At 56.0% G+C, this 25,261-nt stretch carries 24 protein-coding genes and 1 tRNA gene; 7 read left to right on the top strand and 18 right to left on the bottom strand.

The window, feature by feature from the left end; genetic code table 11:
• Positions 1-9: 9 nt before the first annotated feature.
• The 6 genes from recF to mutM form a co-directional block, all read right to left on the bottom strand.
• Positions 10-1,167, bottom strand: a complete 1,158-nt coding sequence (gene recF, locus AC5Q5A_RS14640) for a DNA replication/repair protein RecF (RefSeq protein ID WP_417836130.1) — start codon at positions 1,165-1,167, stop codon at positions 10-12.
• Positions 1,168-1,231: 64 nt separating this feature from the next.
• Positions 1,232-2,350 carry a DNA polymerase III subunit beta gene (gene dnaN / locus AC5Q5A_RS14645; RefSeq protein WP_008888966.1) on the bottom strand — a complete coding sequence of 373 codons (1,119 nt, stop codon included), beginning with the start codon at positions 2,348-2,350 and terminating at the stop codon, positions 1,232-1,234.
• A gap of 329 nt (positions 2,351-2,679) precedes the next feature.
• Positions 2,680-4,245, bottom strand: coding sequence for a chromosomal replication initiator protein DnaA (gene dnaA, locus AC5Q5A_RS14650; RefSeq protein WP_493895734.1), 1,566 nt, complete (start codon positions 4,243-4,245; stop codon positions 2,680-2,682).
• Positions 4,246-4,634: 389 nt separating this feature from the next.
• A complete protein-coding gene (gene rpsT, locus AC5Q5A_RS14655) occupies positions 4,635-4,895 on the bottom strand; it encodes a 30S ribosomal protein S20 (protein ID WP_008888964.1) in 261 nt (86 codons plus the stop codon).
• Positions 4,896-5,071: 176 nt separating this feature from the next.
• Positions 5,072-5,848, bottom strand: a complete 777-nt coding sequence (locus AC5Q5A_RS14660) for an enoyl-CoA hydratase (protein ID WP_008888963.1) — start codon at positions 5,846-5,848, stop codon at positions 5,072-5,074.
• A 185-nt stretch (positions 5,849-6,033) separates the two neighbouring features.
• Complete coding sequence (gene mutM, locus AC5Q5A_RS14665) at positions 6,034-6,873, bottom strand: bifunctional DNA-formamidopyrimidine glycosylase/DNA-(apurinic or apyrimidinic site) lyase (RefSeq protein WP_008888962.1); 840 nt, start codon at positions 6,871-6,873, stop codon at positions 6,034-6,036.
• A 175-nt stretch (positions 6,874-7,048) separates the two neighbouring features.
• Between mutM and AC5Q5A_RS14670 the strand changes: the two genes are divergently transcribed.
• Positions 7,049-7,852 (top strand): TSUP family transporter, encoded by an 804-nt coding sequence (locus AC5Q5A_RS14670; RefSeq protein ID WP_040822583.1) that lies wholly within the window; start codon positions 7,049-7,051, stop codon positions 7,850-7,852.
• 67 nt (positions 7,853-7,919) lie between these two features.
• Here the strand turns inward: AC5Q5A_RS14670 and AC5Q5A_RS14675 are convergent, their stop codons facing one another.
• The 8 genes from AC5Q5A_RS14675 to aroA form a co-directional block, all read right to left on the bottom strand.
• The gene (locus tag AC5Q5A_RS14675; RefSeq protein ID WP_008888960.1) at positions 7,920-9,128 is read right to left on the bottom strand and encodes an MFS transporter; all 1,209 of its coding nucleotides are present in this window, start codon (positions 9,126-9,128) and stop codon (positions 7,920-7,922) included.
• Between the two features lie 231 nt (positions 9,129-9,359).
• Positions 9,360-10,082, bottom strand: a complete 723-nt coding sequence (pyrF, locus tag AC5Q5A_RS14680; RefSeq protein ID WP_120224633.1) for an orotidine-5'-phosphate decarboxylase — start codon at positions 10,080-10,082, stop codon at positions 9,360-9,362.
• Between the two features lie 181 nt (positions 10,083-10,263).
• Positions 10,264-10,572 (bottom strand): LapA family protein, encoded by a 309-nt coding sequence (locus AC5Q5A_RS14685; RefSeq protein WP_008888958.1) that lies wholly within the window; start codon positions 10,570-10,572, stop codon positions 10,264-10,266.
• Between the two features lie 221 nt (positions 10,573-10,793).
• Positions 10,794-11,069, bottom strand: a complete 276-nt coding sequence (gene ihfB, locus AC5Q5A_RS14690; RefSeq protein ID WP_008888957.1) for an integration host factor subunit beta — start codon at positions 11,067-11,069, stop codon at positions 10,794-10,796.
• Between the two features lie 71 nt (positions 11,070-11,140).
• Positions 11,141-12,064 (bottom strand): signal peptide peptidase SppA, encoded by a 924-nt coding sequence (gene sppA, locus AC5Q5A_RS14695; protein WP_064788045.1) that lies wholly within the window; start codon positions 12,062-12,064, stop codon positions 11,141-11,143.
• 356 nt (positions 12,065-12,420) lie between these two features.
• Positions 12,421-14,124 carry a 30S ribosomal protein S1 gene (rpsA, locus tag AC5Q5A_RS14700; RefSeq protein WP_008888955.1) on the bottom strand — a complete coding sequence of 568 codons (1,704 nt, stop codon included), beginning with the start codon at positions 14,122-14,124 and terminating at the stop codon, positions 12,421-12,423.
• 232 nt (positions 14,125-14,356) lie between these two features.
• Entirely contained in the window at positions 14,357-15,001 is a 645-nt protein-coding gene (cmk, locus tag AC5Q5A_RS14705; protein ID WP_063085978.1) for a (d)CMP kinase, read from the bottom strand.
• A gap of 74 nt (positions 15,002-15,075) precedes the next feature.
• Positions 15,076-16,419 (bottom strand): 3-phosphoshikimate 1-carboxyvinyltransferase, encoded by a 1,344-nt coding sequence (gene aroA, locus AC5Q5A_RS14710; protein WP_120223755.1) that lies wholly within the window; start codon positions 16,417-16,419, stop codon positions 15,076-15,078.
• A gap of 360 nt (positions 16,420-16,779) precedes the next feature.
• On the opposite strand from aroA, the gene AC5Q5A_RS14715 reads away from it, so the two are divergent.
• The 3 genes from AC5Q5A_RS14715 to AC5Q5A_RS14725 all read left to right on the top strand — a co-directional run bounded on the left by AC5Q5A_RS14715 (position 16,780) and on the right by AC5Q5A_RS14725 (position 17,807).
• The gene (locus AC5Q5A_RS14715; protein WP_493895735.1) at positions 16,780-17,085 is read left to right on the top strand and encodes an FYDLN acid domain-containing protein; all 306 of its coding nucleotides are present in this window, start codon (positions 16,780-16,782) and stop codon (positions 17,083-17,085) included.
• Between the two features lie 96 nt (positions 17,086-17,181).
• A tRNA-Ala gene (locus tag AC5Q5A_RS14720) sits at positions 17,182-17,257 on the top strand.
• Between the two features lie 85 nt (positions 17,258-17,342).
• On the top strand, positions 17,343-17,807 hold the full coding sequence (locus AC5Q5A_RS14725) for a YtoQ family protein (RefSeq protein WP_493895736.1): 465 nt from the start codon (positions 17,343-17,345) through the stop codon (positions 17,805-17,807).
• A gap of 23 nt (positions 17,808-17,830) precedes the next feature.
• Here AC5Q5A_RS14725 and AC5Q5A_RS14730 read toward each other — a convergent pair whose 3' ends face one another.
• The 3 genes from AC5Q5A_RS14730 to AC5Q5A_RS14740 form a co-directional block, all read right to left on the bottom strand.
• On the bottom strand, positions 17,831-19,000 hold the full coding sequence (locus AC5Q5A_RS14730; protein WP_493895737.1) for a pyridoxal phosphate-dependent aminotransferase: 1,170 nt from the start codon (positions 18,998-19,000) through the stop codon (positions 17,831-17,833).
• On the bottom strand, positions 18,997-19,695 hold the full coding sequence (locus tag AC5Q5A_RS14735) for a TetR family transcriptional regulator C-terminal domain-containing protein (protein ID WP_493895738.1): 699 nt from the start codon (positions 19,693-19,695) through the stop codon (positions 18,997-18,999). Before AC5Q5A_RS14735 ends, AC5Q5A_RS14730 begins: the two co-directional genes overlap by 4 nt.
• Before the next feature lie 71 nt (positions 19,696-19,766).
• The gene (locus AC5Q5A_RS14740) at positions 19,767-20,723 is read right to left on the bottom strand and encodes an NAD(P)-dependent oxidoreductase (RefSeq protein ID WP_493895739.1); all 957 of its coding nucleotides are present in this window, start codon (positions 20,721-20,723) and stop codon (positions 19,767-19,769) included.
• A 163-nt stretch (positions 20,724-20,886) separates the two neighbouring features.
• On the opposite strand from AC5Q5A_RS14740, the gene AC5Q5A_RS14745 reads away from it, so the two are divergent.
• From AC5Q5A_RS14745 to AC5Q5A_RS14755, 3 genes are all read left to right on the top strand, one after another.
• A complete protein-coding gene (locus AC5Q5A_RS14745) occupies positions 20,887-21,675 on the top strand; it encodes a class II aldolase/adducin family protein (RefSeq protein ID WP_493895740.1) in 789 nt (262 codons plus the stop codon).
• A 611-nt stretch (positions 21,676-22,286) separates the two neighbouring features.
• Positions 22,287-22,505, top strand: coding sequence for a hypothetical protein (locus tag AC5Q5A_RS14750; RefSeq protein WP_008888946.1), 219 nt, complete (start codon positions 22,287-22,289; stop codon positions 22,503-22,505).
• A gap of 268 nt (positions 22,506-22,773) precedes the next feature.
• Positions 22,774-23,679 (top strand): class I SAM-dependent methyltransferase, encoded by a 906-nt coding sequence (locus AC5Q5A_RS14755; protein ID WP_493895741.1) that lies wholly within the window; start codon positions 22,774-22,776, stop codon positions 23,677-23,679.
• A 340-nt stretch (positions 23,680-24,019) separates the two neighbouring features.
• On the opposite strand, the gene AC5Q5A_RS14760 is transcribed toward AC5Q5A_RS14755, so the two are convergent.
• On the bottom strand, positions 24,020-24,994 hold the full coding sequence (locus AC5Q5A_RS14760) for a class I SAM-dependent DNA methyltransferase (protein WP_064780332.1): 975 nt from the start codon (positions 24,992-24,994) through the stop codon (positions 24,020-24,022).
• Between the last annotated feature and the right edge of the window lie 267 nt (positions 24,995-25,261).

Consider the following 25,261-nt stretch of genomic DNA (forward strand, 5'->3'; position numbering starts at 1 on the left):
CGGCATTCACTAAGTGGTTTCAAGGGTCAGTGTGGCATCTTCCACGCGGAAGAATTGCGCACGACCGTCCAAACCTTCAAACAGCGCCCGGTCCGTGCCTGTCATCCAGGCCTGGACGCCAAGCGCCACGATTTCATCAAACAAGTGGCTGCGGCGTTCTGCATCGAGATGCGCAACCACTTCATCAAGCAACAAGAGCGGGCCAGCCCCGCGTGCCTTTGTCTGCAGGCGGGTATTGGCCATAATGATCGACAGCAACAACGCCTTTTGTTCCCCGGTGGAACATTGATCCGCCGACTGGCCCTTTGCATCGTGCCAGACCAGCAGATCACTGCGTTGCGGGCCGACCACCGCCCCGCCATAGGTCGCATCACGTGACCGTCCGTCGCGCAATGCGGCCCGCATTTTATCTTCGACCTCGACCGCTGGCAGGTTTTCGAGCCAATCTTCAAGGTCCCCGGTCAGCGCCAGACGGGCGGCCGGAAACGGTCCGATGGCCATGGTCCCGGCACGTCGCAGCCGTTCAAGCAATTCTGCACGTGCGACCGCAACCGCAATGCCATGGCGCACCATCGAATCCTCGATCGAGGTCAGCCATTTATCATCCGCCTTGCCTTCCTTAAGAAGCTTGGCGCGTGAGCGCAGCGAATGCTCGTAGGCGGCAACGCGGCTGCTGTGATCGGGATCAAGGCCATATACCAGCCGATCCAGAAAGCGCCTGCGGGCCGACGGACCATCCAAAAACAGTCGATCCATTTGCGGCGTCAGCCAGACAGCGGCACAAACCCGACCCAGGGCAGCCTGCCCACGCTGGGCTTGCCCATCAATGCGCACGGCACGGCGTTCGCGGCCCTGTTCAAGGGCGGCCGGATCAAGACCGGTGCCCAATTGAAACGCCCCGTCCGGCGTATCGACATCGGCCGCCACAGCCCATGCCCGGAGTGCTCCGGTATCCGTTGGCGGCGTACTGCGGGCAATTTCGCCCAGTTTGGCCCGGCGCAATCCACCGCCCGGTGCCAGAAGCGAGACAGCTTCAAGCAGGTTGGTCTTGCCCGCCCCGTTTGGCCCGGTCAGCACGACCGGCGAGCTGTCGAGCGACAGGCGCAGGCCTTCGTAACAGCGAAACTCGCTGAGCTGGATGCGGGAAACAGCAAGACGGCTTGTCATCGACACCCCGTCTTTTGGCATGAGGTTATTGGCAAGAGCAGCCACAGCTTGATCGTACTAACCGTCAAACACGCATCGGCATCAGAACGTACAATGCCGAAAGGTCGTCGGTGTCACGCAGGATGGTCGGGCTGGATCCGTCCGACATCAGAAGGTTCAGGGTGTCGCCCTTTACCTGCTTGGCGATGTCGAGCAGATAGCGCGAGTTAAAGCCGATTTCGATATCCTCGGCGTCGTAGTTGATTTCAAGTTCTTCGGACGCGGTGCCGTGTTCGGGGCTGGAGGCCGAAAGGGTCAGGGTATTGCCCGACAGAACAACCTTCACCGCACGGGATTTTTCAATCGAGATCGCCGATACACGGTCGACCGCATCGGCAAACGCCTTGCATTCGATATCAAGGGTCTTGTCGTTGCCCGACGGGATCACGCGTTCGTAATCCGGGAAGGTACCGTCAATCAGCTTGGAAGTCAGAACCGCATCGCCGAAACCAAAGCGGATTTTGGTATCAGACAGCGCGATATCGACGGCTTCGCCGGTTTCTTCGATCAGTTTGCGCAGTTCACCAACGGTTTTGCGCGGCACGATGACGCCCGGCATGTTTTCTGCACCATCGGGCAGCGGCGCTTCGACGCGCGCCAGACGGTGACCATCGGTTGCAACCGCACGCAGGATCTTGGTGCCTTCGGCGTCGGTGGCATGGAAATAGATACCGTTGAGGTAGTAACGGGTTTCCTCGGTCGAAATGGCGAATTCGGCGCGATCAATCAGGCCGCGCAGCTCCGCCGCAGCCAGACCGAAGCTGACCGGAAGGTCGCCACCCGACATGACCGGGAAATCATCAACCGGCAGAACGGCAAGATTGAACTTCGAACGACCAGCAGAGAGGGTCAGGCGGCCTGCACCCGGCTCAAGCGAGATTTGCACCTGGGAGCCTTCGGGCAGCTTGCGCACGATTTCATAGAGGGTATGGGCAGGGGTCGTGGTCGCGCCCGGTTCGGACACCTCGGCCGTCGTGGTTTCGATGACTTCGAGGTCCATATCGGTCGCGGTCAGCGCGAGACGATCATTCTCTGCCCGGAGCAAAATATTGGACAGAATCGGAATGGTGTTACGTCGTTCAACAACGCTTTGAACATGGGTCAGCGATTTCAACAGCGCCGCGCGTTCGATGGTCAGCTTCATGCCCGTCCTATCCGTCTGTCAGTATTCGTTTAACAAATTGATTTTTAATCGGTTTTCTTACCTGACCCACACCCTTTCGGGTGCGGAAATCGCATTATAACATGCTGGCTTGGAAATCGAAGGATTTTTACGGCCTAAACCCAAGCAAATAAAAGGAGTCGGCGGACAAAAATACGCCCCGAACGCGCAAAGCGGCGCAAACCGTGCGACTCGCAGTTTCGACGATGAAATTGCAGCTAAAAATCCAGCCGATTCAAAAACAAAATCCGCCGGAAAACACGGCGGATTTCATCTTGAACAACAACATTTCGACAGGCTTTTACGCGCAATCAGCTTTCGAGCATCCGACGCAGCAGATCGATATCTTCGCACAATGACGGATCGGTTCCGTGCAGTTCTTCGATCTTGCGCACCGCATGCATCACCGTGGTGTGGTCACGACCGCCAAACTTGCGGCCGATTTCCGGCAGCGAGTGGGTGGTAAACTGCTTGGACAGATACATCGCCACCTGACGCGGACGGGCGACCGCACGCGCACGGCGGGCGGAATGCATGTCGGACACCTTGATGTTGAAATGCTCAGCCACGCGTTTCTGGATTTCCTCGATCGAAACCCGGCGCTCGGAAGCGCGCAGGACGTCATGGAGGATGTCCTGGACCATTTCCAGCCCGATCTCGCGACCGACCAGCTGGGAATGAGCAATCACGCGGTTAAGCGCGCCTTCAAGCTCACGCACGTTGGCGGTGATCTTGTGGGCAAGGAATTCCATGACCCGCTGGGGCAGTTCGACACCCTGACGTTCGGCCTTGGCCTCCAAGATGCCCAGACGCAGCTCGTAGGTGGTGGCGTGAATATCGGCAACAAGGCCAGAGCCCAGACGCGAGCGCAGGCGTTCTTCGATATCTTCAAGATCGGAGGGCGATTTATCCGCAGACACAATGATCTGACGGCCCTGATCGACCAGCGCGTTGAAGGTGTGGAAGAATTCTTCCTGGGTCGAATCCTTGCCCGAGATGAACTGGACATCATCCACCATCAACACATCAACCGAGCGGAACTGGTCCTTGAAATCGACCGTGTTCTTGTCGCGCAGCGCCCGAATGAAGCGATACATGAATTTCTCGGCCGAGAGGTAGATCACCGTGCGGTGTGGTTGAGTGCGGCGGATGTGCCAGGCAATCGCATGCATCAGGTGGGTTTTACCAAGACCAACGCCACCATAGAGGAACAGCGGGTTGAACGGCACCGATTCGGCCTCTGCCAGACGGCGGGCGGCGGCGTAGGCGAACTCGTTTGGCTTGCCCAGCACGAAATTGTCAAAGGTGTAGCGCGGATCCAGGGCAGCCGAGATACCGTCATCAGACATGCTGGCAATGGCGGTGCGGCCTGATCCATTTGACGGGGACGGCGCACTGACCACGGTGTTGTTTTCCGGGGAATGGCTTGGGGCATGGCCTGAGGAATGGGAATTGCGCGCGGATTTGGCACGCGCGGTCGTGGCGTTTGCCGATGTGGATTTGGCCGAAGAAGAGCTCGAAGCAGACGTATCGTTCTGCGCAGTCGCGCCCGAAACGATATTGATTTCAACGAAATGCACATCGGAATCTTCGGCGTGCCAGAACTTCTGGATACGGTCGAGATAGTGCTGCGTCACCCAGTCACGCATGGCACGAGTCGGTGCACCCAAACGGGCCACGCCGGCTTCTACCGCCATCAGAGCAACGGGCTCCAGCCAATAGCGATAGGCTGTTGCGCCAAATTCGGCGCGCAGCTTTTCGCGTACGACTTGCCAGGTTGCCACTGCGTGATCATCAAGTGCTGCGTGCTGGTCACCCGCAATCCCCCCGTTGGATTGCCCAAGTGCCGATTGTGTGTCCCTCACGGCGTGCTGCACTGTAAGAACCTTTCCCCGATATCCCGATTTCACCACCACAAAGACCGCAAAAGACAAAACGGTACTGTGTCGCGTTGATCACCGCAGTGACCAACACGTTGGCCTTCCACAAAATCAGGAAGTGTACTCGCGCCTTTTGTTTTTAGTTCTTCGTCACTGGTCGCTTTGCGCGGCCTGCGAAGTTCAAACACTGTACTGATGTGACCCACATCAGGCAAGGCGATCTTTAACAGAACGTTAAAAGGATTTCGCAACCAAAACGGCCCTTGTTTTCTGCGGTTTCTTGCACCCGCGCAACCAAGGAACAAAAGGTGATTCTGCGAAATCCGGGCAGCGAAAAGGCCGCACCCAAGGTGCGGCCTTCGACTCGCCATCCCGTAAGGGATAAATTAAAGCGCTTTGATACGCGCGGTCAGGCGCGAAACCTTGCGAGCAACGGTGTTCTTGTGCAGAACGCCGAGCTGTGCGCCACGCGCCATTTCCGGCTCAGCGATTTTCATCGCAGCCAGAGCAGCATCTTTATCGCCAGTGTTCAGCGCAGCCTCGACCTTCTTAACGAAGGTACGAATGCGACCGATACGTGCACCATTAACTTCTGCACGTGCGGCGTTGCGGCGAATGCGCTTCTTGGCCGATTTATGGTGAGCCATTGCGAACCTGTCTCTTCAAACAAATGTTACGTAATTCGGAGCGCGGCTTATAGCTCTGTCCGAAACCCTCGTCAACCCCCGATGCCGCCAATTTCTGCGGCTTAGGACTCTTTTACGCCGCAAGGCAGATATGCAGGCACGGAATCTGAGGTCAACTTGCCCTGATCACCCCGCAATCAGCGGTGCTTGAACGCGGGCTTACGTTTCTCGCCAAAGGCTTTCATGCCTTCGGCGCGATCTTCGAGTGCGAAGGTCGAATGGAATTCACGACGTTCGAACATCAGGCCTTCGGTCAGGGTCATCTCATAGGCCTTGTTGACCGATTCCTTGACCTTCATCGATACCGGGCCCGAGAAGGAGGCGATCTTTTCAGCCAGTTGCATGGCTTCATCGAGCAGCGAGTCGGCCGGGACGATTCGCGCCACCAGTCCGGCACGCTCGGCTTCCTCGGCATCCATCATGCGCCCGGTCAGGCACATTTCCATCGCCTTGGCCTTGCCAACTGCACGGGTCAGACGCTGTGTCCCGCCCGCACCGGGAATGGTGCCGATGGTGATTTCCGGCTGACCGAACTTGGCGGTGTCGGCGGCAATCATGATGTCGCACATCATCGCCATTTCACAGCCACCGCCCAATGCGAATCCGGCGACCGCGGCAATGGTCGGCTTGCGGCAGCTTGCAACGCGGGTCCAGCCCTTGGTGATAAAGTCGTTCTTATAGACATCCATATAGTCGTAATCGGCCATTTCCTTGATGTCGGCACCGGCGGCAAAGGCGCGGTCTGACCCGGTAATGACGATGGCGCGGATGTCTTCATCGGATTCGAAATCATCAAGGGCGGCACCGATATCCTTGATCAGCGCGTCACAAAGTGCATTGAGCGCCTTGGGACGGTTAAGCGTAATCAGGCCGACATTGCCCTTTTTCTCGGCGATGATGTTTTCATAAGACATGCAAGTGATCCTTTTATCGCTGTTCGGCCCATGGGACTCCGGGTGTGAGTCGCTGTGGGGTTATCGGGCCGATTCGCCTGAAACCATAATTTGATACTGTTTTACCGATTTTGATCCCGGGCCGCAACCGAACCTGTTATCGGTGCAACACCTTCCCCGGCTTTCAGAGACGGGTACCGTCTATATTATTTCTGGCAGGTTGGGCAGAAGAAGGTCGACCGGCCGGCCTGTACGATGCGCGCGATGGTGCTATCGCAGCCATCGGCGATGCAGGTTTCGCCTTCGCGGCCATAGACACGGAAATTGTGCTGGAAATAGCCAAGCTCGCCATTGCTTTGGCGATAGTCCTTAAGGCTTGATCCACCGGCAGCAATCGCATCTTCCAGCACCAGACGGATTTCGCGGTAAAGACGTTCGATTTCGCCGGGTTTGAGATCCTTTGCCAGACGGTCCGGTGCGATGCCTGATCGAAACAGGGCTTCGCAGACATAGATATTGCCAAGACCAGCAACCAGCTTCTGATCCAGCAATACAGTCTTGATCGGGCTTGCCCGTTTGGCGATTCCTGCCGCCAGAACGTCGGCATTAAATGCATTGCCAAGTGGCTCGGGCCCGATACCGGCCAGCATTTTGTGACTGGCGACCTCGTCGCCCGCGATCAGGGTGATGACACCAAAGCGCCGCGGATCGTTGAACCGCACAACGGCCCCATCGGCCATGACAAAATCGACATGGTCATGCTTGCCCGCTTCGGGCACCTCGACAGTCGGATCGTTGTGAATGGTCATGCGACCAGACATGCCAAGATGGATCAGCAGCACCTGCCCGTCATCAAGGTAGCCCAGAATGTATTTTGCCCGCCGGGTCAGCTGATTGATTGTGCGCCCGGCCATGCGATCAACAAAACCCTCCGGGAAGGGAAAGCGCAGGTTCGCACGTCGCTGCACCACATGATTGACCACCCGTCCTTCCATGACGGGTGTCAGACCACGGGTGACTGTTTCGACCTCTGGCAATTCGGGCATATCTGGAACTCATATAAACAAGGGTGTGTGACTTTTAGACTACGGCTTGCGCGCAATTCAACGACTGAAATCGATCCCACTGGACGCGTGCCGGCAAAGCCATATGATGTGCGCTGTTTTGACAGACCGCATCGCCCCCAGTTGTGCGGTCGCGCCACAATTTGAAAGCGACCAGATGGAATTTGGTTTAGATCTTTTAGTGATCCTGTTTGCGGTTGCCACCCTTGCCGGTTTTGTCGATGCGATTGCAGGTGGCGGTGGGTTGATTACCATCCCGGCCCTGTTGTGGGCCGGTGTCACCCCGGCCCAGGCATTGGCGACCAACAAGCTGCAAGGCAGTTTTGGCAGTTTCAGTGCGTCGCTTAATTTCATTCGCAAGGGGCATGTTGATCCGCGCGATATGGTCTTGGCGATTGTCCTGACCTTTGCCGGATCGGCGCTCGGTACGGTGCTGGTGCAGATGCTTGATCCCGGTATTTTGATGACCATCCTGCCGGGGCTTTTGATCCTGATTGCGCTTTATTTCCTGTTTTCGCCGCGTGTGGGTGACATTGATGCCCATCAGATGATTGGCAAAGCGACCTTCGCCTTTACCGCCGGGTTTGGCATCGGGTTCTATGACGGGTTCTTTGGGCCGGGCACCGGATCGTTCTTTTCCATCGCCTTTGTCGCCCTGCTTGGTTTTAACATGACCAAGGCAACCGCCCATACCAAGGTTCTGAATTTCACCTCGAACTTTGCATCCTTGGTGATGTTTATCGCCGGGGGTGAGGTTGTCTGGATTGTTGGTGGCGTGATGGCGGTTGGCGCATTGATCGGGGCACAGATCGGATCCCATATGGTGATGAAGGTCGGCGCACGTTTGGTACGGCCACTTCTGGTCGTCACATCAATCGCGATTTCGATCAAGCTGATCATTGATCAGTACGGGACCACCATCAGCCAAAGCTGGGATCAGATCCGCCACTGGGTAAGCTGAGCTCGACCACTTATCGACCGGACAAAGAAAAACCCGTCAGCCTCAAGCTTGACAGGTTTTGTTTTACTCAGGCGCTGGCGCCGTTTTCTACAAGGACTTCGTCGCGGCGATCAAGCAAGTGGCTCCAGACCGTTGCCAACAGGGCAAGAACCGCAATTCCGGCTCCCAGCCACGGGATATGCTGATAGGAAACGCCCTGGGTGATGGCAATACCGCCAAACCATGCGCCCGCCGCATTGCCGAGGTTAAAGGCACCCTGATTAAGGGTTGAGGCAAGGTTGGGCGCATCGGATGCCTCGTTCACCACGCGCATCTGAAGCGGGGACACCAGTGCAAAGGCCACCACGCCCCACAGCATCACGGTTGCGACGGCCGGAATGACCGATGTCAGCGTTTCGGTAAACAGGGCAAGAATCGCAATCAGCAAAGCAAAAGCCATGATGATGGCGGGCATCAAACGCCAGTCCCCCAAACGCCCACCGATATAGTTGCCCACGGTCAAGCCAACCCCGAACAGCAGCAACACATAGGTTACCTGACGCGGGGTAATGCCGGTGATTTCCTGAAGCATCGGGGTGATATAGGTAAAGACGCTGAACAAGCTGGCCGAGGCCAGAACCGAAATCAGCATCGCCAGCAGGACCTGTTTTTTGCCAAGCGACTTGGCTTCAAGCCAGAGGCTGCCGGTCGATGCGGCAATCTGGCGCGGCAAGGCAACATAAAGCGCGCTGGCGGCAACAACACCGATTGCCACCACTGCCCAGAAGGTCGAACGCCAGCCAAGTTCCTGACCAAGGGCCGTGCCAAACGGCACGCCCAGCACATTGGCCAGCGTCAGACCGGAAAACATCAGGGCAATCGCCTGAACCCGTTTATGCGGCGCGACAAGGTTTGAGGCGACAACAGCGCCAAGCCCAAAAAACGCGCCATGGCAGAAGGCGGTGACCACACGGGCTGCCATCAAAAGCCAGTAATCAGGGGCAATCGCACACAGGAAGTTGCCGAGAATGAAGATCGAAATCAGCAGCAACAAGGCCCGTCGACGGTCCATGCGCGCGGTGGCAATCGCCAGAAACGGCGCGCCAAAAGTCACACCAAGGGCATAGCCCGTCACCAGCAGCCCGGCATCGGGAATGCTCACACCAAGATCAAGCGCCACATCGGGCAGAAGCCCCATGATGACAAACTCGGTGGTGCCGATCCCGAATGACGCAAGGGCGAGGGCCAGAATCGGCAGGTTCCCGAAAAATCCGGGGCGGGTGACGGTATCTGTCATGTCAGAATATCCAGATCAACTTTGGCGCAGGTGACGCGGGTGACGCGTGTAGCTCGGCCAACGTTTTGTGCAACTGCGAGATATGCATCATGCAGCAAATTTTGAAACGATTCAATTCTGAGATAATGCGGTGAACAAATCCATCGCGAAATTTGCATGGCAGCCTGTCTTGCCCGCATTACAGCAAGGCATAGGCATGACGCAGCACAGTTAGAGATTGAGGATCGTCGATCAGGAAAGTTCGGCGACGATCTTTTGCGCCGCAGCAACCGGATCTTCGGCCTTGGTGATTGGGCGACCAATCACAAGAACGTCACTTCCCATGGCGACGGCATCGGCCGGAGTAACGATGCGTTTCTGATCGTCACTTGCCGCCCAGCTTGGGCGAATACCCGGCGTGATCAGCTTGAAGTCCGGGCCGAGTGCCTTGCGCACCGGCGTGATTTCCTGTGCGGAACAAACAACACCGTCCAGACCGGCCTTTTGGGTCAGTTCCGCCAGTTTGACCACGCGATCTTCAATCGGGCCCTTTAGGCCGACATCATCGAGATCACCCTGGTCCATGCTGGTCAGGATGGTTACGGCAATTACCCACGGTACGTCGACGCCAGCCTTGTCGGCGGCTTCGCGGGCCGCATCACCGGCACGTTTCATCATCTCCAAACCACCGGCGGCATGGACATTGACGATCCTGACACCCAATGGCGTCACAGCGCGAATGGCCCCGGCTACCGTGTTGGGGATATCGTGATATTTGACATCAAGGAAGATCGGCATGCCGGTTTTGGCAACCGCCCTGACCCCTTGTGGCCCGTGGGCCGCGAAGAATTCCTTGCCAAGCTTGGCCCCGCCGATAACACCTGACAGCTTCGATGCCAGATTGATCGCGTGATCAAGATCGGTGGTATCAATCGCGCAATAGATGCGGTCTTTGGCGGCAAGGGTCTGGGTCATGGGGTCCTCCGGCGGGCTGGAAATGGGTCATGGCCCAGCTTTTCGCAGCAAATTTCATAGTGGACCGGACATGGCTTAGCCGATTTGGCCACAAAGGCCAATGTCAAATCGGCTTTCGAACAGACATTGACGCCATGCAGCAAAAAGCAAAAGGGCCCCGAAACGGAGCCCTTTGACTTGATCAGCTTTGGCCGATGGCCTTTTGATCGGTATTTGGGGTGGATGGCGTGGTGTCATCGGTCTTGATGCGCTTGAGTTCGCTATCCATGCGCCGTGCGGCACGGCGGTGCTTGCCTTGCAGCAACCATTCAAAGGCAAAGCCGATCCCAAGTCCGATCAACAACGCAACCATGATCGGCAGGAACAACGGCAAGTCGATTTCAAACGGCAAGGGCCAAAGCGAAATCGTGACCAATGCCCGGTTGGAAACTGCAAACACCGCAATCAATACGGCAAGCGGGATGGAAATAATCCAGTACAGGAAGCGCATTACCTAGCTCCTTGTGCCGGTGCCTGTCCCATCCCGAAAACAGGATGGATCAAAACCCGGCAACAGGTCTCGTTTGATCAATGTTCTGATCAGTATGGGGCAAGAACCGGACAAAAGCCATGGCAACAGTCACACAGTTTTTGTGTGTTGCATGCTGGTCGTATCGGGCGGGCTGCGGGTGGCGCAGGCCCGATTGCCGGTCAAAACAAATCAGGCAGGAATCAGTTCAAACGTTCACGAAGCTGTTTGCCGGTTTTGAAATAGGGAACCTTTTTCTCACCGACAGGAACCGCATCCCCGGTACGCGGGTTACGGCCGACGCGGGCCTCACGCTGTTTTACGGAAAATGCGCCAAAGCCGCGAAGCTCGACCCGGTCGCCGCGCGCAAGCGCGTCTGTGATCTCGTCAAAGATCGTGGCGACAATCCGTTCAACGTCGCGCTGATAGAGATGCGGGTTCATCTCCGCAAGGCGGGCAATCAATTCAGATTTTGTCATTTCCAGGCCCCATCCTGTTGGTGCTGACAGTCTCACTCAACCACGGATTAGATTATGTCTTAAAGAAGCTCTCACTCAGGTTGCCAGACCGTCAGCAAACCGTCAAGTTTAAGCCCCTCAGATGACAGCACTTTTCCAAGGCTTCCCTCAAGAACAGCACTCATCAAATCGTCTTCCGGGTATTCGATTTCAAGCGGCACTACCTGTGCATCCGTCGTGATACCGGCTTCCTCTTCGAGCCAGCGCAAGGCTTCACGACGGCCTCCAATTTCATCAATCAATCCGTTGGCAACGGCCTGCTGTCCGGTATAGACGCGGCCATCGGCAAGAGTCGTAACTGTTTCGACCGACATATCGCGGCGGGTCGCAACCATTTCAACAAACACGTCAAACATGTCTGAAATCAGGCCCTGCATGGCCGACTTTGCAACATCATCAACAGGTTCGAACGGATTGGGTGCAGCTTTCAGCGGACCGCTTTTTACCGTCAGCGGTTCAACACCAAGCTTTTCAAGCGTTCCATTGAAATTCATCGACTGGAAAATCACCCCGATCGAGCCGGTGATCGTTCCACGGCGGGCAATGATGTGGTCGGCGGCAATCGCGGTCATGTAACCGCCGGACGCTGCAACAGTCCCCATCTCGGCAACGATTGGCCGGGTTTCGCCGATACGGCGCAGCGCCTCGAAAAGCGTTTCGCCACCAACCATGGTGCCACCCGGGCTGTTGATATGGACAATTACACCGACAACGTCACTGTCTTCTTCAATCGCGCGCAGCGCATCGAGGAGATAGGGATCTTCAGTGATCACACCTTCGATGGTGACTTCAACAATGCGCGGACCCAGTCCGCCCAGAACACTGTCCTTAACACCCGTGCCAGACAAGCCGATCACGATCACCGCGATCACGGCAATCACCGCCACCACACGCCAGCGAAAGATGGATTTTTTCAAGCGGCGTCGATCCAGCAGGATATCGGCATCAAGTGCCATCGGCGTGTCCGTTTCCAATTGTTCAATCAAATACTTAGACGAGTGTGATCGCTCAAACCCGTCTCTTCAAATGGTTTTTATCGACCCGGAAGGCAAGAACAAAAAGCGTTTAAAATCAAAATTTTCGCGAAAAATGCCGATATCGGCAGAGTCGGGGTAAAATTCAGCCCCAAAAAGCAGATGATATACAATTTGGCGCCCTTTACAGGTCCGCCGGACATTGGGCGGATATATCGGCCATTCTCCGCGCATCAACTTGCCAGATCTAGAACCCGGACAAAAGAAAACGGGCCGCGCAATGCGCGACCCGTCTTTTCGTTCTGCAAGACTGCAGAGCGTATTCGTCGGAGGGTGGCTTATTCGCCGCCTTCCTGTTTCTTGCGCAGAGCTTCGCCGAGGATGTCGCCGAGCGATGCGCCGCTGTCTGCCGAACCGTAATCCGCCATTGCTTTCTTCTCGTCAGCAACTTCAAGAGCTTTGACAGAGAGGGAGACCTTGCGGGTTTTGGAGTCGATTGCAGTAACGCGTGCGTCGACTTTTTCACCAACTGCAAAGCGTTCCGGACGCTGTTCAGAACGCTCACGCGCCAGCTCAGCTTTACGGATGAAGCCTTTGAGTTCGGTGTCGCCAACCGAAACCTCGATGCCACCGTCGTTAACTTCGGTAACTTCACAGGTTACAGCGTCGCCACGTTTGATACCGACAACGGCGTCTTTGAACGGATCACCAGACAGCTGTTTGATGCCGAGCGAGATGCGTTCTTTTTCAACGTCAACGTCAAGAACCTTGGCTTTGACGATGTCGCCTTTTTTGTATTCTTTGATGACTTCTTCACCAGCACGGTCCCATGACAGGTCCGAGAGGTGAGCCATACCGTCGATACCGCCCATGAGGCCAATGAACAGACCGAATTCGGTGATGTTCTTGACTTCGCCTTCGATCTCGGACTCGACCGGATGAGCTGCCAGGAAGGCATCCCACGGGTTCGAGGTGCACTGCTTGAGACCAAGCGAGATACGGCGTTTCTGGGCATCGACGTCGAGCACCATGACTTCGACTTCCTGCGAGGTCGAAACGATTTTGCCCGGGTGGATGTTTTTCTTGGTCCAGGACATTTCGGAAACGTGGACCAGGCCTTCGACACCAGCTTCGAGTTCGACGAATGCGCCGTAATCGGTGATGTTGGTGACACGACCTTCGAATTTCGAACCGACCGGGTATTTGGCTTCGACGCCTTCCCACGGATCAGCTTCAAGCTGCTTCATGCCAAGCGAGATACGCTGGGTTTCGCTGTTGAAGCGGATAACCTGGACTTTAACAGTCTGGCCGATCTGGAGCGCTTCGGACGGATGGTTGATACGTTTCCAAGCAATGTCGGTAACGTGCAGCAGGCCATCAACGCCACCGAGATCGACGAACGCGCCGTAATCGGTGATGTTTTTGACGACGCCGTCAAGGATCTGACCTTCCTGAAGGTTCTGGATCAGTTCAGCACGCTGTTCTGCACGGGTCTCTTCGAGAACGGCACGACGCGAAACAACGATGTTGCCGCGCGAACGATCCATTTTCAGGATCTGGAACGGCTGCGGGTTGTTCATCAGCGGGGTGACGTCACGAACCGGACGGATATCAACCTGGGAACCCGGAAGGAACGCAACTGCGCCCGACAGGTCAACGGTGAAGCCGCCTTTAACACGACCAAAGATGGTGCCGTCGACGCGTTTGCCTTCGGAGAACTGTTTTTCCAGCTCAACCCAAGCTTCTTCGCGGCGCGCTTTTTCGCGCGACAGGACGATCAGGCCATCCTTGTTTTCATAGCGGTCGACATAAACATCAACGGTATCGCCAATGTTTACTTCGCCTGCGCCAAATTCTTTAAGCGGAACGCGGCCTTCGGATTTCAGGCCGACATCGACGATGGCATCATCGTCAGTTTTTTTAACGACCGAACCGGTCATTACGCGGCCAACAAAACCTTCGTCTTCAGAACCAAGGGTTTCAGCCAGCAGGGCGGCAAAATCTTCGCCAGTCGAGAATTGTGCTTCTTCAGCGGTGGTCATAAACCAGACTTCCTTTCGAGTATCGTCACTATATTCTGGCCAACCGGTTGTGTCCGGTGGTCTTTGCCGCAAAATCGCGGCGATTTGTCATTCAGTGTTCAAACCCGAACGCATGTGAAGGCGAACCTTCCATACACGAAAAGGTGAACGCACAAGTCGTTCACCTTAGGAACAGGCCAAAGGACCGGCACCTCGGGATCGTTCAACGCCTGACGGTTAAAACGCCTTTTGATCAGTCATCCGCACCCATATGGGTATGGATATGTGCCATGACGGCATCGAACACTGCGTTGGCATTCAGACGGTCCGTATCAATATGGATTGCGTCATCTGCCATCTTGAGCGGTGCGACATCGCGAGCACTGTCTCGGGCATCCCGTTCTTCAAGCTCTTTAAGAACGCGCTCGTATATAGCAGCGGGATTTTTTTCCTGCAACTGTTTGAACCGACGGTTTGCACGTTCTTCGACACTGGCTGTCAGATAAAACTTGATCGGTGCTTCCGGACAGACGACCGTTCCGATGTCACGACCATCCAAAACCGCACCGCGTTTACCGCCCGGCGGGGTGGTGGCAAGGGTGCGCTGAAAATCAAGCAACACCTCTCTAACCCTTGGAATCGCTGCAACTTTTGAGGCGGCGGTCCCGACTTCCTCGCTGCGAAGGGCCTCACCTTCGAGATCGGACGCACTCAGATTTTCGGCCGCAGCCACGGCGGCGGCTTCATCAGCAGGGTCGCCATTTTCGGCCAGAACTTTCGCACCGGTCGCACGATACAGCAGGCCGGTATCGAGATAGGCATAGTCCATTGCTTCTGCGACTCGACGTGCCAAGGTCCCCTTGCCGGACGCGGCCGGCCCATCAATGGCGATGATCATGTGGGTCACTCCCTGTGATTATATCTGGTGCATCCATAAGTCCCGAATGGTGACTTATATATTGGTGGGCCCGATCAGGAATGCAGCGCAAATTTCGCGCCCATATCCGCCATCAGGGTTTCGAAGTTCGGGAAGCTCGTGGCAATCGGGTTGGCATCATCGACTGCAACCGGCTTTTCCGCGCCAAGCCCCAGAACCAGGAACGACATCGCGATACGATGATCAAGATGGGTTTCCACCATGCCACCGCCCGGCACCACACCGCCGGTGACAATCAGATCATCGCCTTCGATCCGGTGAATGACGCCATTGGCTTCAAGACCAGCAGCCACCGCCGCCAGACGATCTGATTCCTTCACGCGCAATTCTTCAAGATCGCACATACGCGTTTCACCCTCGGCATAGGCCGCAGCCACCGCCAGCACGGGATATTCATCGATCATGGATGGGGCGCGTTCGGCCGGGACAACAATGCCCTTAAGGCGGTTCTTGCCTGTCACCACCAGATCGCCAATGGTTTCACCAGCTTCTTCGCGCTCGTTGGTGATCGTGATGTCACCGCCCATTTCAATCAGGGTGGTGATCAGGCCAGTACGCAGCGGGTTCAGGCAGACATCACGAATGGTAACGTGGGAGTCCGGATTGATCAGGGCCGCCACCATCGGGAAGGCAGCCGAACTTGGATCGGTCGGAACGACAATATCGGCAGCCTTCATTTCGACCGGGCCGGTCAGGCTGACGGTGCGACCGCCATCGTCATTGACCTTCACATCGACCTCAACGCCAAAGTGGCGCAGCATACGTTCGGTATGATCGCGCGACGGTTTGGGTTCGATCACCGTGGTGGTGCCCGTCGTGTTCAACCCGGCCAGCATCACCGCCGATTTCACCTGGGCCGATGCCATTGGCAGGGTATAGGTCACTGGCTTGGCCTCATCCGTGCCAATCACCGCCATCGGCGGACGACCGCGATCACGGGTGATGAATTGCGCGCCAAATTCGGACAACGGATCAGCAACACGGCCCATCGGACGTTTGCAGAGTGACGCATCACCCGTGAAGAACGTCGTGATCGGATGGGTGGCAACGATGCCGGCCATCAGGCGAATACCGGTGCCGGCATTGCCCATATCAATCACGCTATCGGGTTCACGAAGTGCGCCAACCCCAACCCCGGTGACATGCCAGGTGCCATCTTCGTCGCGGGTGACAGTGGCACCCAGTTTGCGCATGGCATCCGCCGTTGCCAGAACGTCTTCGCCTTCCAAAAGGCCGGTAACCTTGGTTGTACCGATTGCCAGACCACCAAACATCAGGGAGCGATGAGAAATAGACTTGTCACCCGGAACCCGGATATCGCCCGAAAGCGGCCCGGCCTTGGCCGAGGAAAGCGGACGTTTGGTTTGCGAAGAACTCATGGGCTCGTACCTGCCAGTCACTGTTTTATCATCAACAAAAGGCTGATTGAAAATGCACTGCGCTGCGGCCATGTTTTCAGGCGCGCGCGGACCTTTCAATCAGGGGACCAATGCTCTAGCACAAGCGGTTGGCAGGCACCAGTATCGAACCCGAAATTCGGTGTAGGAAATTGCACGAATGTGCGGCAGATTTGTCCCATCGCCTTGCCAAAGGGAAAAACGCGCAATTTCCTTTTGACAAGGTGCTCGCAAGATGGCAATTGGGCCTTTCGGACAAGACGCTGTGCGTAGCCTTGCTGCGCTTTTGCGACACAAAGTCTTTTTCTTAATTGATAACGGTAATTAAGAGGATTTGCCGTAATGTCAGCACGCGGTAAGAAACGTCACTGCCTCGCCTGTGGTACCAAGTATTACGACCTGAACCGTACCCCGGTTGTCTGCCCGAAATGCAAAACGCCGGACGGGGTGACAAAGGTCAAGAAATCCGCGGTTGCAAAACCGGCACCGGAAGAAGACGAAGACGTCGATGACGTCACCGATCTTGACGATGATGTCGATACCGAAATCGACGACGATATTCTCGAAGATGCTTCTGATCTTGGCGAAGATGATGATGATCTTGGCGAAGTCTATGAGCATGTCGAATCAGACGACGACGATCGCTAAGAAATTTTGAAAAAGGGTCTTGCCAACATTTGGCGAACCTTCTAAATATGCGCCGCGCCGCAGAGCCTGCCATGCAGACTGCGTCGCGGACAAAGTGGGGCCGTAGCTCAGTTGGGAGAGCGCTACAATGGCATTGTAGAGGTCGTCAGTTCGATCCTGATCGGCTCCACCATTCAAAACCCGTTGCCTTTGGCGACGGGTTTTGTCGTTTTAGGGTCTGGCATACCCCATCATAACGACCACCAAGGGAGAGAAAGATGAGCAAAGTCTGGACCGTCTATTTGTCGGGCGAAATTCACAGCGACTGGCGCGAGCGTATTGAAACCGGCGTGAAAGAAGCCGGTCTTCCGGTTGAGCTGGTTGCCCCCATCACCGTACATGAAAATTCTGATGATTGCGGTGTTGCCGTGTTTGGCGCCGAAGAAAACAAGTTCTGGCATGACCGCAAGGGCGCGCAGCTGAACGCCATGCGCACCAAGACCCTGCTGTCCCAGTCCGACCTTGCCGTCATTCGCTTTGGCGAGAAATACAAGCAGTGGAACGCGGCCTTTGATGCCGGCTATGCTGCCGCCCTTGGCATTCCCTATATCACCCTGCACCCGGCCGAGCATGATCACGCGCTTAAGGAAGTCGATGGTGCGGCCAATGGTGTGGCCCGCGAACCCGAACAGGTGGTTGCAGCACTGGCCTATATCATCCGTGGTGATATGCCCAAGGCGTAAGCCAAAACATTTACAACCGGGCCTTATGCCGATTTCTCGGCAAAGGCCCGGATGCGTTTGATGGCTTCGCGAAGTTCGTCGTCCGGCACCGTGAGTGCGACACGGATCAGGTTCTTGGCGTTTTCGCCAAAGGATGCGCCGGGCATGACCGCGACGTTTTGATCATCCAAAAGCCCCCAGGCGAATTCTTCGCCATTCATGCCGGTGGTACCGACATCAATCATGGCAAACATGCCGCCGGATACTTTGCCCGGTTTAAGCACATCGCATCCGGCAAGTTCGGTTTCGATCATATCGACACGCGCGGCGTAGCTTTTGCACATCCGTGCGGCCGTATCGAAATTGCCGCGAAGTGCCACCTCCGTCGCATCGGCGATGAAGGGCTGATTGCCAAACAAGATGGTCTCGGAGATCGGCAGGACCTTGGTGCAAAGTTCTTCGGGCCCAACCGCCCAGCCGCTGCGAAAGCCGGTGGCAGCAAAGGTTTTCGAGATCGAGGATGTGACGATGGTGCGATCACGCAGCTCTTCGATTTCAAGCGGAGAGGCAAAGGTGCCTTCAAACACCAGATCCTCATAGACCTCGTCACAGACAATCCACAGATCATGTTCGATGGCGATCTTGCCAAGTTCGACCAGCGTTGCGCGATCGAGCAACGCGCCGGACGGATTGTGCGGCGTGTTAAGCAGCAACACACGGCTGTCCTTGGTGATGGCTGCACGCAGGTCACCCGGCTGCATGATAAAGCCATGCTCGATCGATAGCGGAACAGACTGCAATTCTGCCCCCGATGCCCGGATCACCCCGGCATAGGTCGCGTAATAGGGATCGCCAACCAGTACCCCTTGCCCGGCATCAACAAGGGCCGTCATCACGGTATAAAGGGCGGTCTGCGTGCCCGGGAAACACAGGATGTTTTCAGGCGTAACATCCGGCCAGACGGGTTTGTATTTTTCGACCAGCGCATCAAGCAGCCCGACCTCGCCCCGGCCATTGGAATAATGGGTGCGGCCGCGCCGCATGGATGCCTCGCAGGCGTCAATCAGGGCCGGATCGACGGGAATGTCGGGCTCGCCAATTGTCAGTTCGATGATTTTCGCACCTTGGGCCTCGCGATCACGGGCGGTGTTATGAACGGCCCACTTTGCCCCACCCAGTTCGGCAAGACGGTCGGTAATCTTGGCATATCTCATGACGGCTTACTTTGTTGTTCGGGGTGTGTCTGGTGGCGTGCCGATTGAAGGGCAATATCGGGTGCGGACAACGCACCGGTGGGCAATTCAAGCAGGCGCTCGGCGGCCCCTGTGATCAGATCGGGCAGAATATCCTGGGCGTAAAGGCCGGAATTCAGCGCCCCTTCCATCCAAAGCCCATCAATCAGGCCATTGAGTGCAATCGCATGGTTGCGGCAAATCGCCACGCTGTGCGGGCAGCCATGGGTGATCAGGACAGGCTCGATCAGGGTTTCAAGCACATTGAGAAACTCGCGGTAGCCATCACGGTGAATTTCGGCAAAGTCCGGATCATGACGCACCCGGCCGATGAAGGTCGCCCAAAGCGAAACCGTTTCTTCGTCCATATTGGGCTTGGTCAGGTTGGCGCGCAGGAAGCTTGCCAGTTTGGCCTCTGGCGTCCCTTCGGTGGCGCGTGCGCTTTCACTGGCCTGTGCCGTCAGCTGGCCGACCAGATAGGCATAGGCATTGCGGATCATGTCATCCTTGCTGCCGAAATAGTGGCGCACCAGCCCGACGGTCACCCCGGCTTCTTCAGTGATCCGGCGCACCGATGCCCCATGCAGCCCGTCGCGGGCAATGCAGGTCAATGTCGCCTCGATCAAACTGCGACGGCGGACATCAAGCGACAGGCGTTGAAATGTTTTTCGGCTCATTGTTATACAATTGAATAATTTTGATCGGGTTTCAAGCGTGCAATCGGGTGCGGGTGTGCTGAGCGGACCGCTCAGTAGCCTTGGCCGCGGCTGACAGCAAGACTGAGCGGCTTACCTGCATGCAGTTCACGCGCCGATTGCAGGGCTTGTTCGGCAACAATGCGCGGCGTTGTATCACTGGCGATGTGCGGGGTGATGCGCAGGCGCGAGTCTGCCCAGAACGGATGGCCTGACGGCAACGGTTCGGTGCGAAACACATCAAGGGTCGCGCCACTGAGCTGCCCGCTATCAAGCGCGGCAACAAAGTCATCCTCGTCCAGATGTTCACCACGTCCGATCTGAACCAGCCAGGCGTCCTTGGCCAGTTTTGAAAACAACGCCGCATTGAGGATATTCTCGGTCTTGGCCGTCAGGGGCAGGACATTGATCACTACATCCTGACCGGCCACAGATTGCAGAACCGAGTCGTCACCGGTGAAGTAGCGCACACCTTCGACGGGATCCGCTGGATCACGGCGGCAGGCAACCGAAACACTAAACCCACAGGCAGCCAAGGCTTTGACAACCGAAGCTCCCATGGAGCCATGGCCGAGCACGGCGACCTTGAGATCACGCGGTGGCCGGATCGCAGGCGGGGCCCATTCGACGCTGGCCTGACTTTGCTGCATACTAGCAAAGCCGCGTTCGACATGAACAACTTCATGCACCGCATAGCCCGCCATCAGGTCCGCCTGATTGGGGTCGCGGACCCGACAGATCACAACATCATCGCTCAAGCCCGGATGTTTCAGCAAAGCATCGACGCCGGCCCCGACCGACATCGCCATTTCAATATTGGGATAAGGCGAAAACGCTGCCGGGCCCGGCAGCCAGCACACCGCAAAACGGATAAGATCCGGGTTGCTAACTTCATCGGGGTCAAGCAGGCGGACATCGGGCGCTGCATCACCAAAATCAAGCGAATAATAGCTTTTGAGATCCATCGCATCGCTGAGAAGAACACCGTAAATCGGTTCCGCCACCGCCATCAGTCAAAGCCCCTTACATCATCTTCTTCTGCGCGCCTGATCCCTGTTGGCGCAGCCAATTTGCGGGCACCATACCAAGAAAATTTGCGCTTTGGTTTCATCCTCAGTTAAACAAGTGTATATCAAAGAGTAAAGCCGTTTGATCAGATCAATGGAGGTCGGCATGCATATCGCGACACAGAAGGACGCCGAGACCAGCGTCATGAGTGATCCACAAATCAGCGACGGCGAAAAGCAGTGCCGCATTGAACTTGCCGCCTGTTACCGGCTGGCGGCCCATTACAGAATGACCGACACGATCTATACCCATATTTCGGCCCGGGTACCTGGTGAACCGGGGCATTTTCTGATCAATCCTTATGGGCTGATGTGGGAGGAAATTACCGCCTCTTCGCTGGTGAAGATCGATGTCGACGGCAACAAGGTTGCGGACAGCCCATATCGGGTGAACCCGGCCGGTTTTACCATCCACAGTGCCGTACATATCGGTCGTCATGATGCCGCGTGGGTAATGCATACCCACACACGATCAGGGTTTGCCGTTTCCTGCCTTGAAGAAGGTCTGATGCCGCTTAATCAGATCGCCCTGCAGTATTATGGCCAGATCGGCTATCACGATTATGAGGGCATCGCGCTTGATCTTGAGGAACGCGAAAGAATCGTTGGAGCGCTTGGCGCAAACATCGCGCTGATATTGCGCAATCATGGTCTTTTGACCGTGGGTGCCACCGCCGGGCAGATGTTTTCAAACATGTTTTATCTGAACCGGGCATGCGAGATTCAGGAATCTACCCTTGCGATGGGAAGACCCCTTCGGAAGATTGATGATGCGGTGATAAAACGCGTTTCCGAACAGTTCAGCCAGATGGCCTATGACGACGGTGATGTTGCCCTGGAGTGGGAGGCTCAAATGCGCCTTGCCGACCGTCTGGACCCCGGTTTCCGCGACTAGGACATCACGCCAGAAGCGCGCATTCCGCCCCTTCGCAAGCGCGGTAAATAATTGCTGGTTTTCATATTTCTGGAACCATCACTCAACTCGTCCAAATCCCCGGGCGGGAAAGAGGGACATTTTTGATTAAAATTTAATCTTTTCGACCAATTGCGTAAAAGATAATCAAATCCTTCCTTGACACCCACCTGCCGACTGCTACGATTGAATTCAACAAGGTCGGGCCGGAGAATTTTCCGGTGTGTTTTGGTCGGGGTTCGGAGAAACCCACTTTGATGGTGACCCAATCCCAACGCATTGAAAATCATAACTTGTGCTGATGCGCGACAGTCGCGATGCGAAACGAGTTTGATGACCAAAACGGGTTAATTGCAAAAGTTGACCCTTATGACCGCCCAGCTGACAGAACGGGTCTTTGGATCGGGCCTTCTGTCATTCCGATGATGCCACCGCGTGGTGGCTTGATGCTGGGATCGCGCAAAGGTCGAGAGTGTTTCTATCAGGTTGCCCGCAGATCTTGGCGGGCATCGGGAACACGTCATGCTGCGGCATTCTTAACCGTCCCCGGCGGTGTGCCGAAGCTCCTGCTTGCCAGACAAGGAGAAGACGACATGCAAGTATCGAACACAATTGATTGCAATGGTTTGTCGCCGGCACCAACCCTTCTGCGGATCATGCAGGCGTTGGTGGGCCGTGAAGACAGCACATCCCCACTCAATGTTCTGGTCGGTGCGGACTGCAATTGTGAAAGTCTGGCAGTTTCGCTTGGCCCGCTTGCCCAAGACGTTCAGTTGGCCAGCGACGCAAAACAGTTTGCCGCCGTAAACTGAGGGCGCTTGTTGCCCTGCCCATGCCGGTGCCATTGCCGGCAATCTTCCCGTCCATGATGCCTGTATGGCGTCACGTCGCGCTCACCTGACCGCGTCAAGAATAAGATAAAACGCTGCGCATCGGCACTGGCTTGTCGGTCCCGGTACCGTTTATGCGGGCTTGTCGCGCCAACACCGTCTGGTTGTCTTGTCACCGGATTATATGGCGCTTTTTGCCATGCCTGCGGGGTCCCGCGACAGGATGATGCGCAAGAAAACAGGAAGCACTATGCTAGAAGAGAGCAGCGAGACATCCAGCCCATACGCCAGTGATCCCGAAACGCCAGATTTTGCCTTTGATCCCGATGATCCTTGGACACAAACATTCCAGGAAGGTTTGGCGCGCGCTGATCTGAAAGGCAAAACCGTTTACGAAGTCGGTGTTGGTACTGGCATCAATGTCGCCTTTATCTTGCAAAGCTGCGGCGCCAGACGCGTTTACGGCAGCGACCTTGACCCCCGCCTTGTCGTTCTGGCAGAGCGCAACATCAAAATCCTTTCCCCCGAACATGCCAAACATTTCGAACCTGTCCATGGCAGTGTCAGCCTTGTCGATACCGATGAGGCACGCGAAAAAATTGCCAAGACCGATGTGGTGATTGCCTGCATCCCACAGGTCGGCGAGCCGAGTGACGCGCGCCTGACGGCCTTCCGCGAAGCCCAGTCAATCGAACTGGCCGAAGGGGCCGGTGACGAGGCCGAAGACCATATCGCGCATTATTATCCCTGGAGCCTGTTTGACCAATATCCCTACAACTCGGTAGGGCTTGGCCTGAACGAGGCGCTGATGCGCCGTATTCGCGAACACGCGCCAAAGGCCGAACTGGTGATGAATTTTGGTTGCCGCATTGGCACCGAGATTATTTGCGAATGCTTTGAGGCCAATGGCTACAAACCCGAAAAAATCGCGTCAAAGATCGTTCTGCAACATTCAGGCACCGACATTTCGTTTTTCGTGTCACTGGAAAAGGCGCTGAACGGGACCGAATATGAAAAGCAGCTTGTCTGCAAATTCTATGGCGACCCGGAAGGAAAACAGCCGCTTTCGGCCACCAAGGCCAAGGAAATGATTAATGATGATCCGAATGTGCCGCTTTATCACGAGGTGGCGGTCATTCGCGGCACACCGGTCTAGAGCAATGCCAAACAAAAACACCCCGCAGCCACAGGCTGCGGGGTGTTTTGCATTAAGAAGTTCGCAACTGCATCTTAGAGCCTGTTGCATCAAATTTGCCTCGCTTTGTTTGTTTTTGGCGTGTCGTTTGGCAAGGCACAACGTGCAGAGCGATGCGGCGCATCGGTCAAACGGTTTAACGCCGCGAAACGCCGCCAAAGACAAACCCTGTAGACCGGGACATTCTTCCGCCCCGCAGCGTCAAGGTCCTTGACCGTAGCCCCGCTACGCGCAGCGGACCTTTCCTTGCCGGACAGAAGGATGTCCTCGGCAAAGTGAGGCAAATTTGATGCAATAGGCTCTAGTGAAGGGTTTGACCCGAGGCCTGATCGGGATCGCCCGGAATGATCAGATCGCCCGCCATCAGCGCCAGTGCATCACTTGCACGCGCGACGATGACCCGACCTTCGACTGGGTTGCCCTTTTCCTGACGCAGAACACCCAAAGTGTCTGACAGAACATTAAAGCCGCATTCAACCAGCCATTCGCTGATCGCGCGCTGATGATGGCGGAAGCGTTGCCCGGGACCGAGATCGAACGGGAAGTTATCGCCGTGCTCGAGCGTGAATACCAGCAACCCGCCGGGCTTCATCCGGTCATGGGCAGCACGCAGGGCTGGCACCAGATCGCCAAGATAGTTCAGAACGTCCGCCGCGATGACAACGCTGTAATCCGTTCCGATGTCGGCGGGCATATCGGTGATATCACCCGCAACAAGGGTGCGATAAAGCCCCTTGGCGCGTGCGCGGTTGATCATGCGCGGCGACAGGTCGATGCCATCAATCGCATCAACATGACCAGCGAACACTTCGCCCACAAGCCCGGTACCACAGCCAAGATCAAGCACATCCATCGGACGCAACATTTCCGGTAGATGAGTCCGGATGGCTTCGAACAAAAGCTCCGGTCCGCGATAGGCCAAACGATCCCGCAGGCTGATTTCAAACCGTGGGGCATAATCGTCAAACAGGGCCCGGACATAATCGGGCGGCAAGCGATCACGAAGGGCAGCCGCACCAAGCAAGGTCAGGCGGACCTCTGCCCCCATGCGGTCCTTGGGATCAAGCATCAGATATTGACGGAAAGCCTCAACGGCGTTTTCGGTTTCACCGGCACGTTCATAGATGTCGCCCAGCGTAAAATGGGCTTCGTCCCAGTCACTATCAGCGGCCAATGCGGCACGCGCTACGTCAATCGCAGCGGTGTAGTCACCCTGTGATACCAGCGCCAATGCGACGTCAAGACGCCGACTGGCGGACAGACGATCTTTGCTCATACATGAAATCCGAAAAGGGGGTTTGGGCAACACGCCGAAACCACAACCAAAGATACTGCTATATCTTCCTATTTTCGGTGTTTTGCAAGATAGATAAAATAACGAAAAATCAACACCTTATATGTTTTCGGGAATCGCATACCAATGCAAACAGGGTGTTGACCGATAATTGGGCGCTTTCGCGTGCGGCTGCATCGATTTTAGCAACGGTTTCCACAAAGAAATTTGGCACAAAATTCCACTGAACCATTGATAAGATCAATTAAT

It is taken from the genome of Thalassospira sp. CA1 (genome assembly GCF_059052855.1).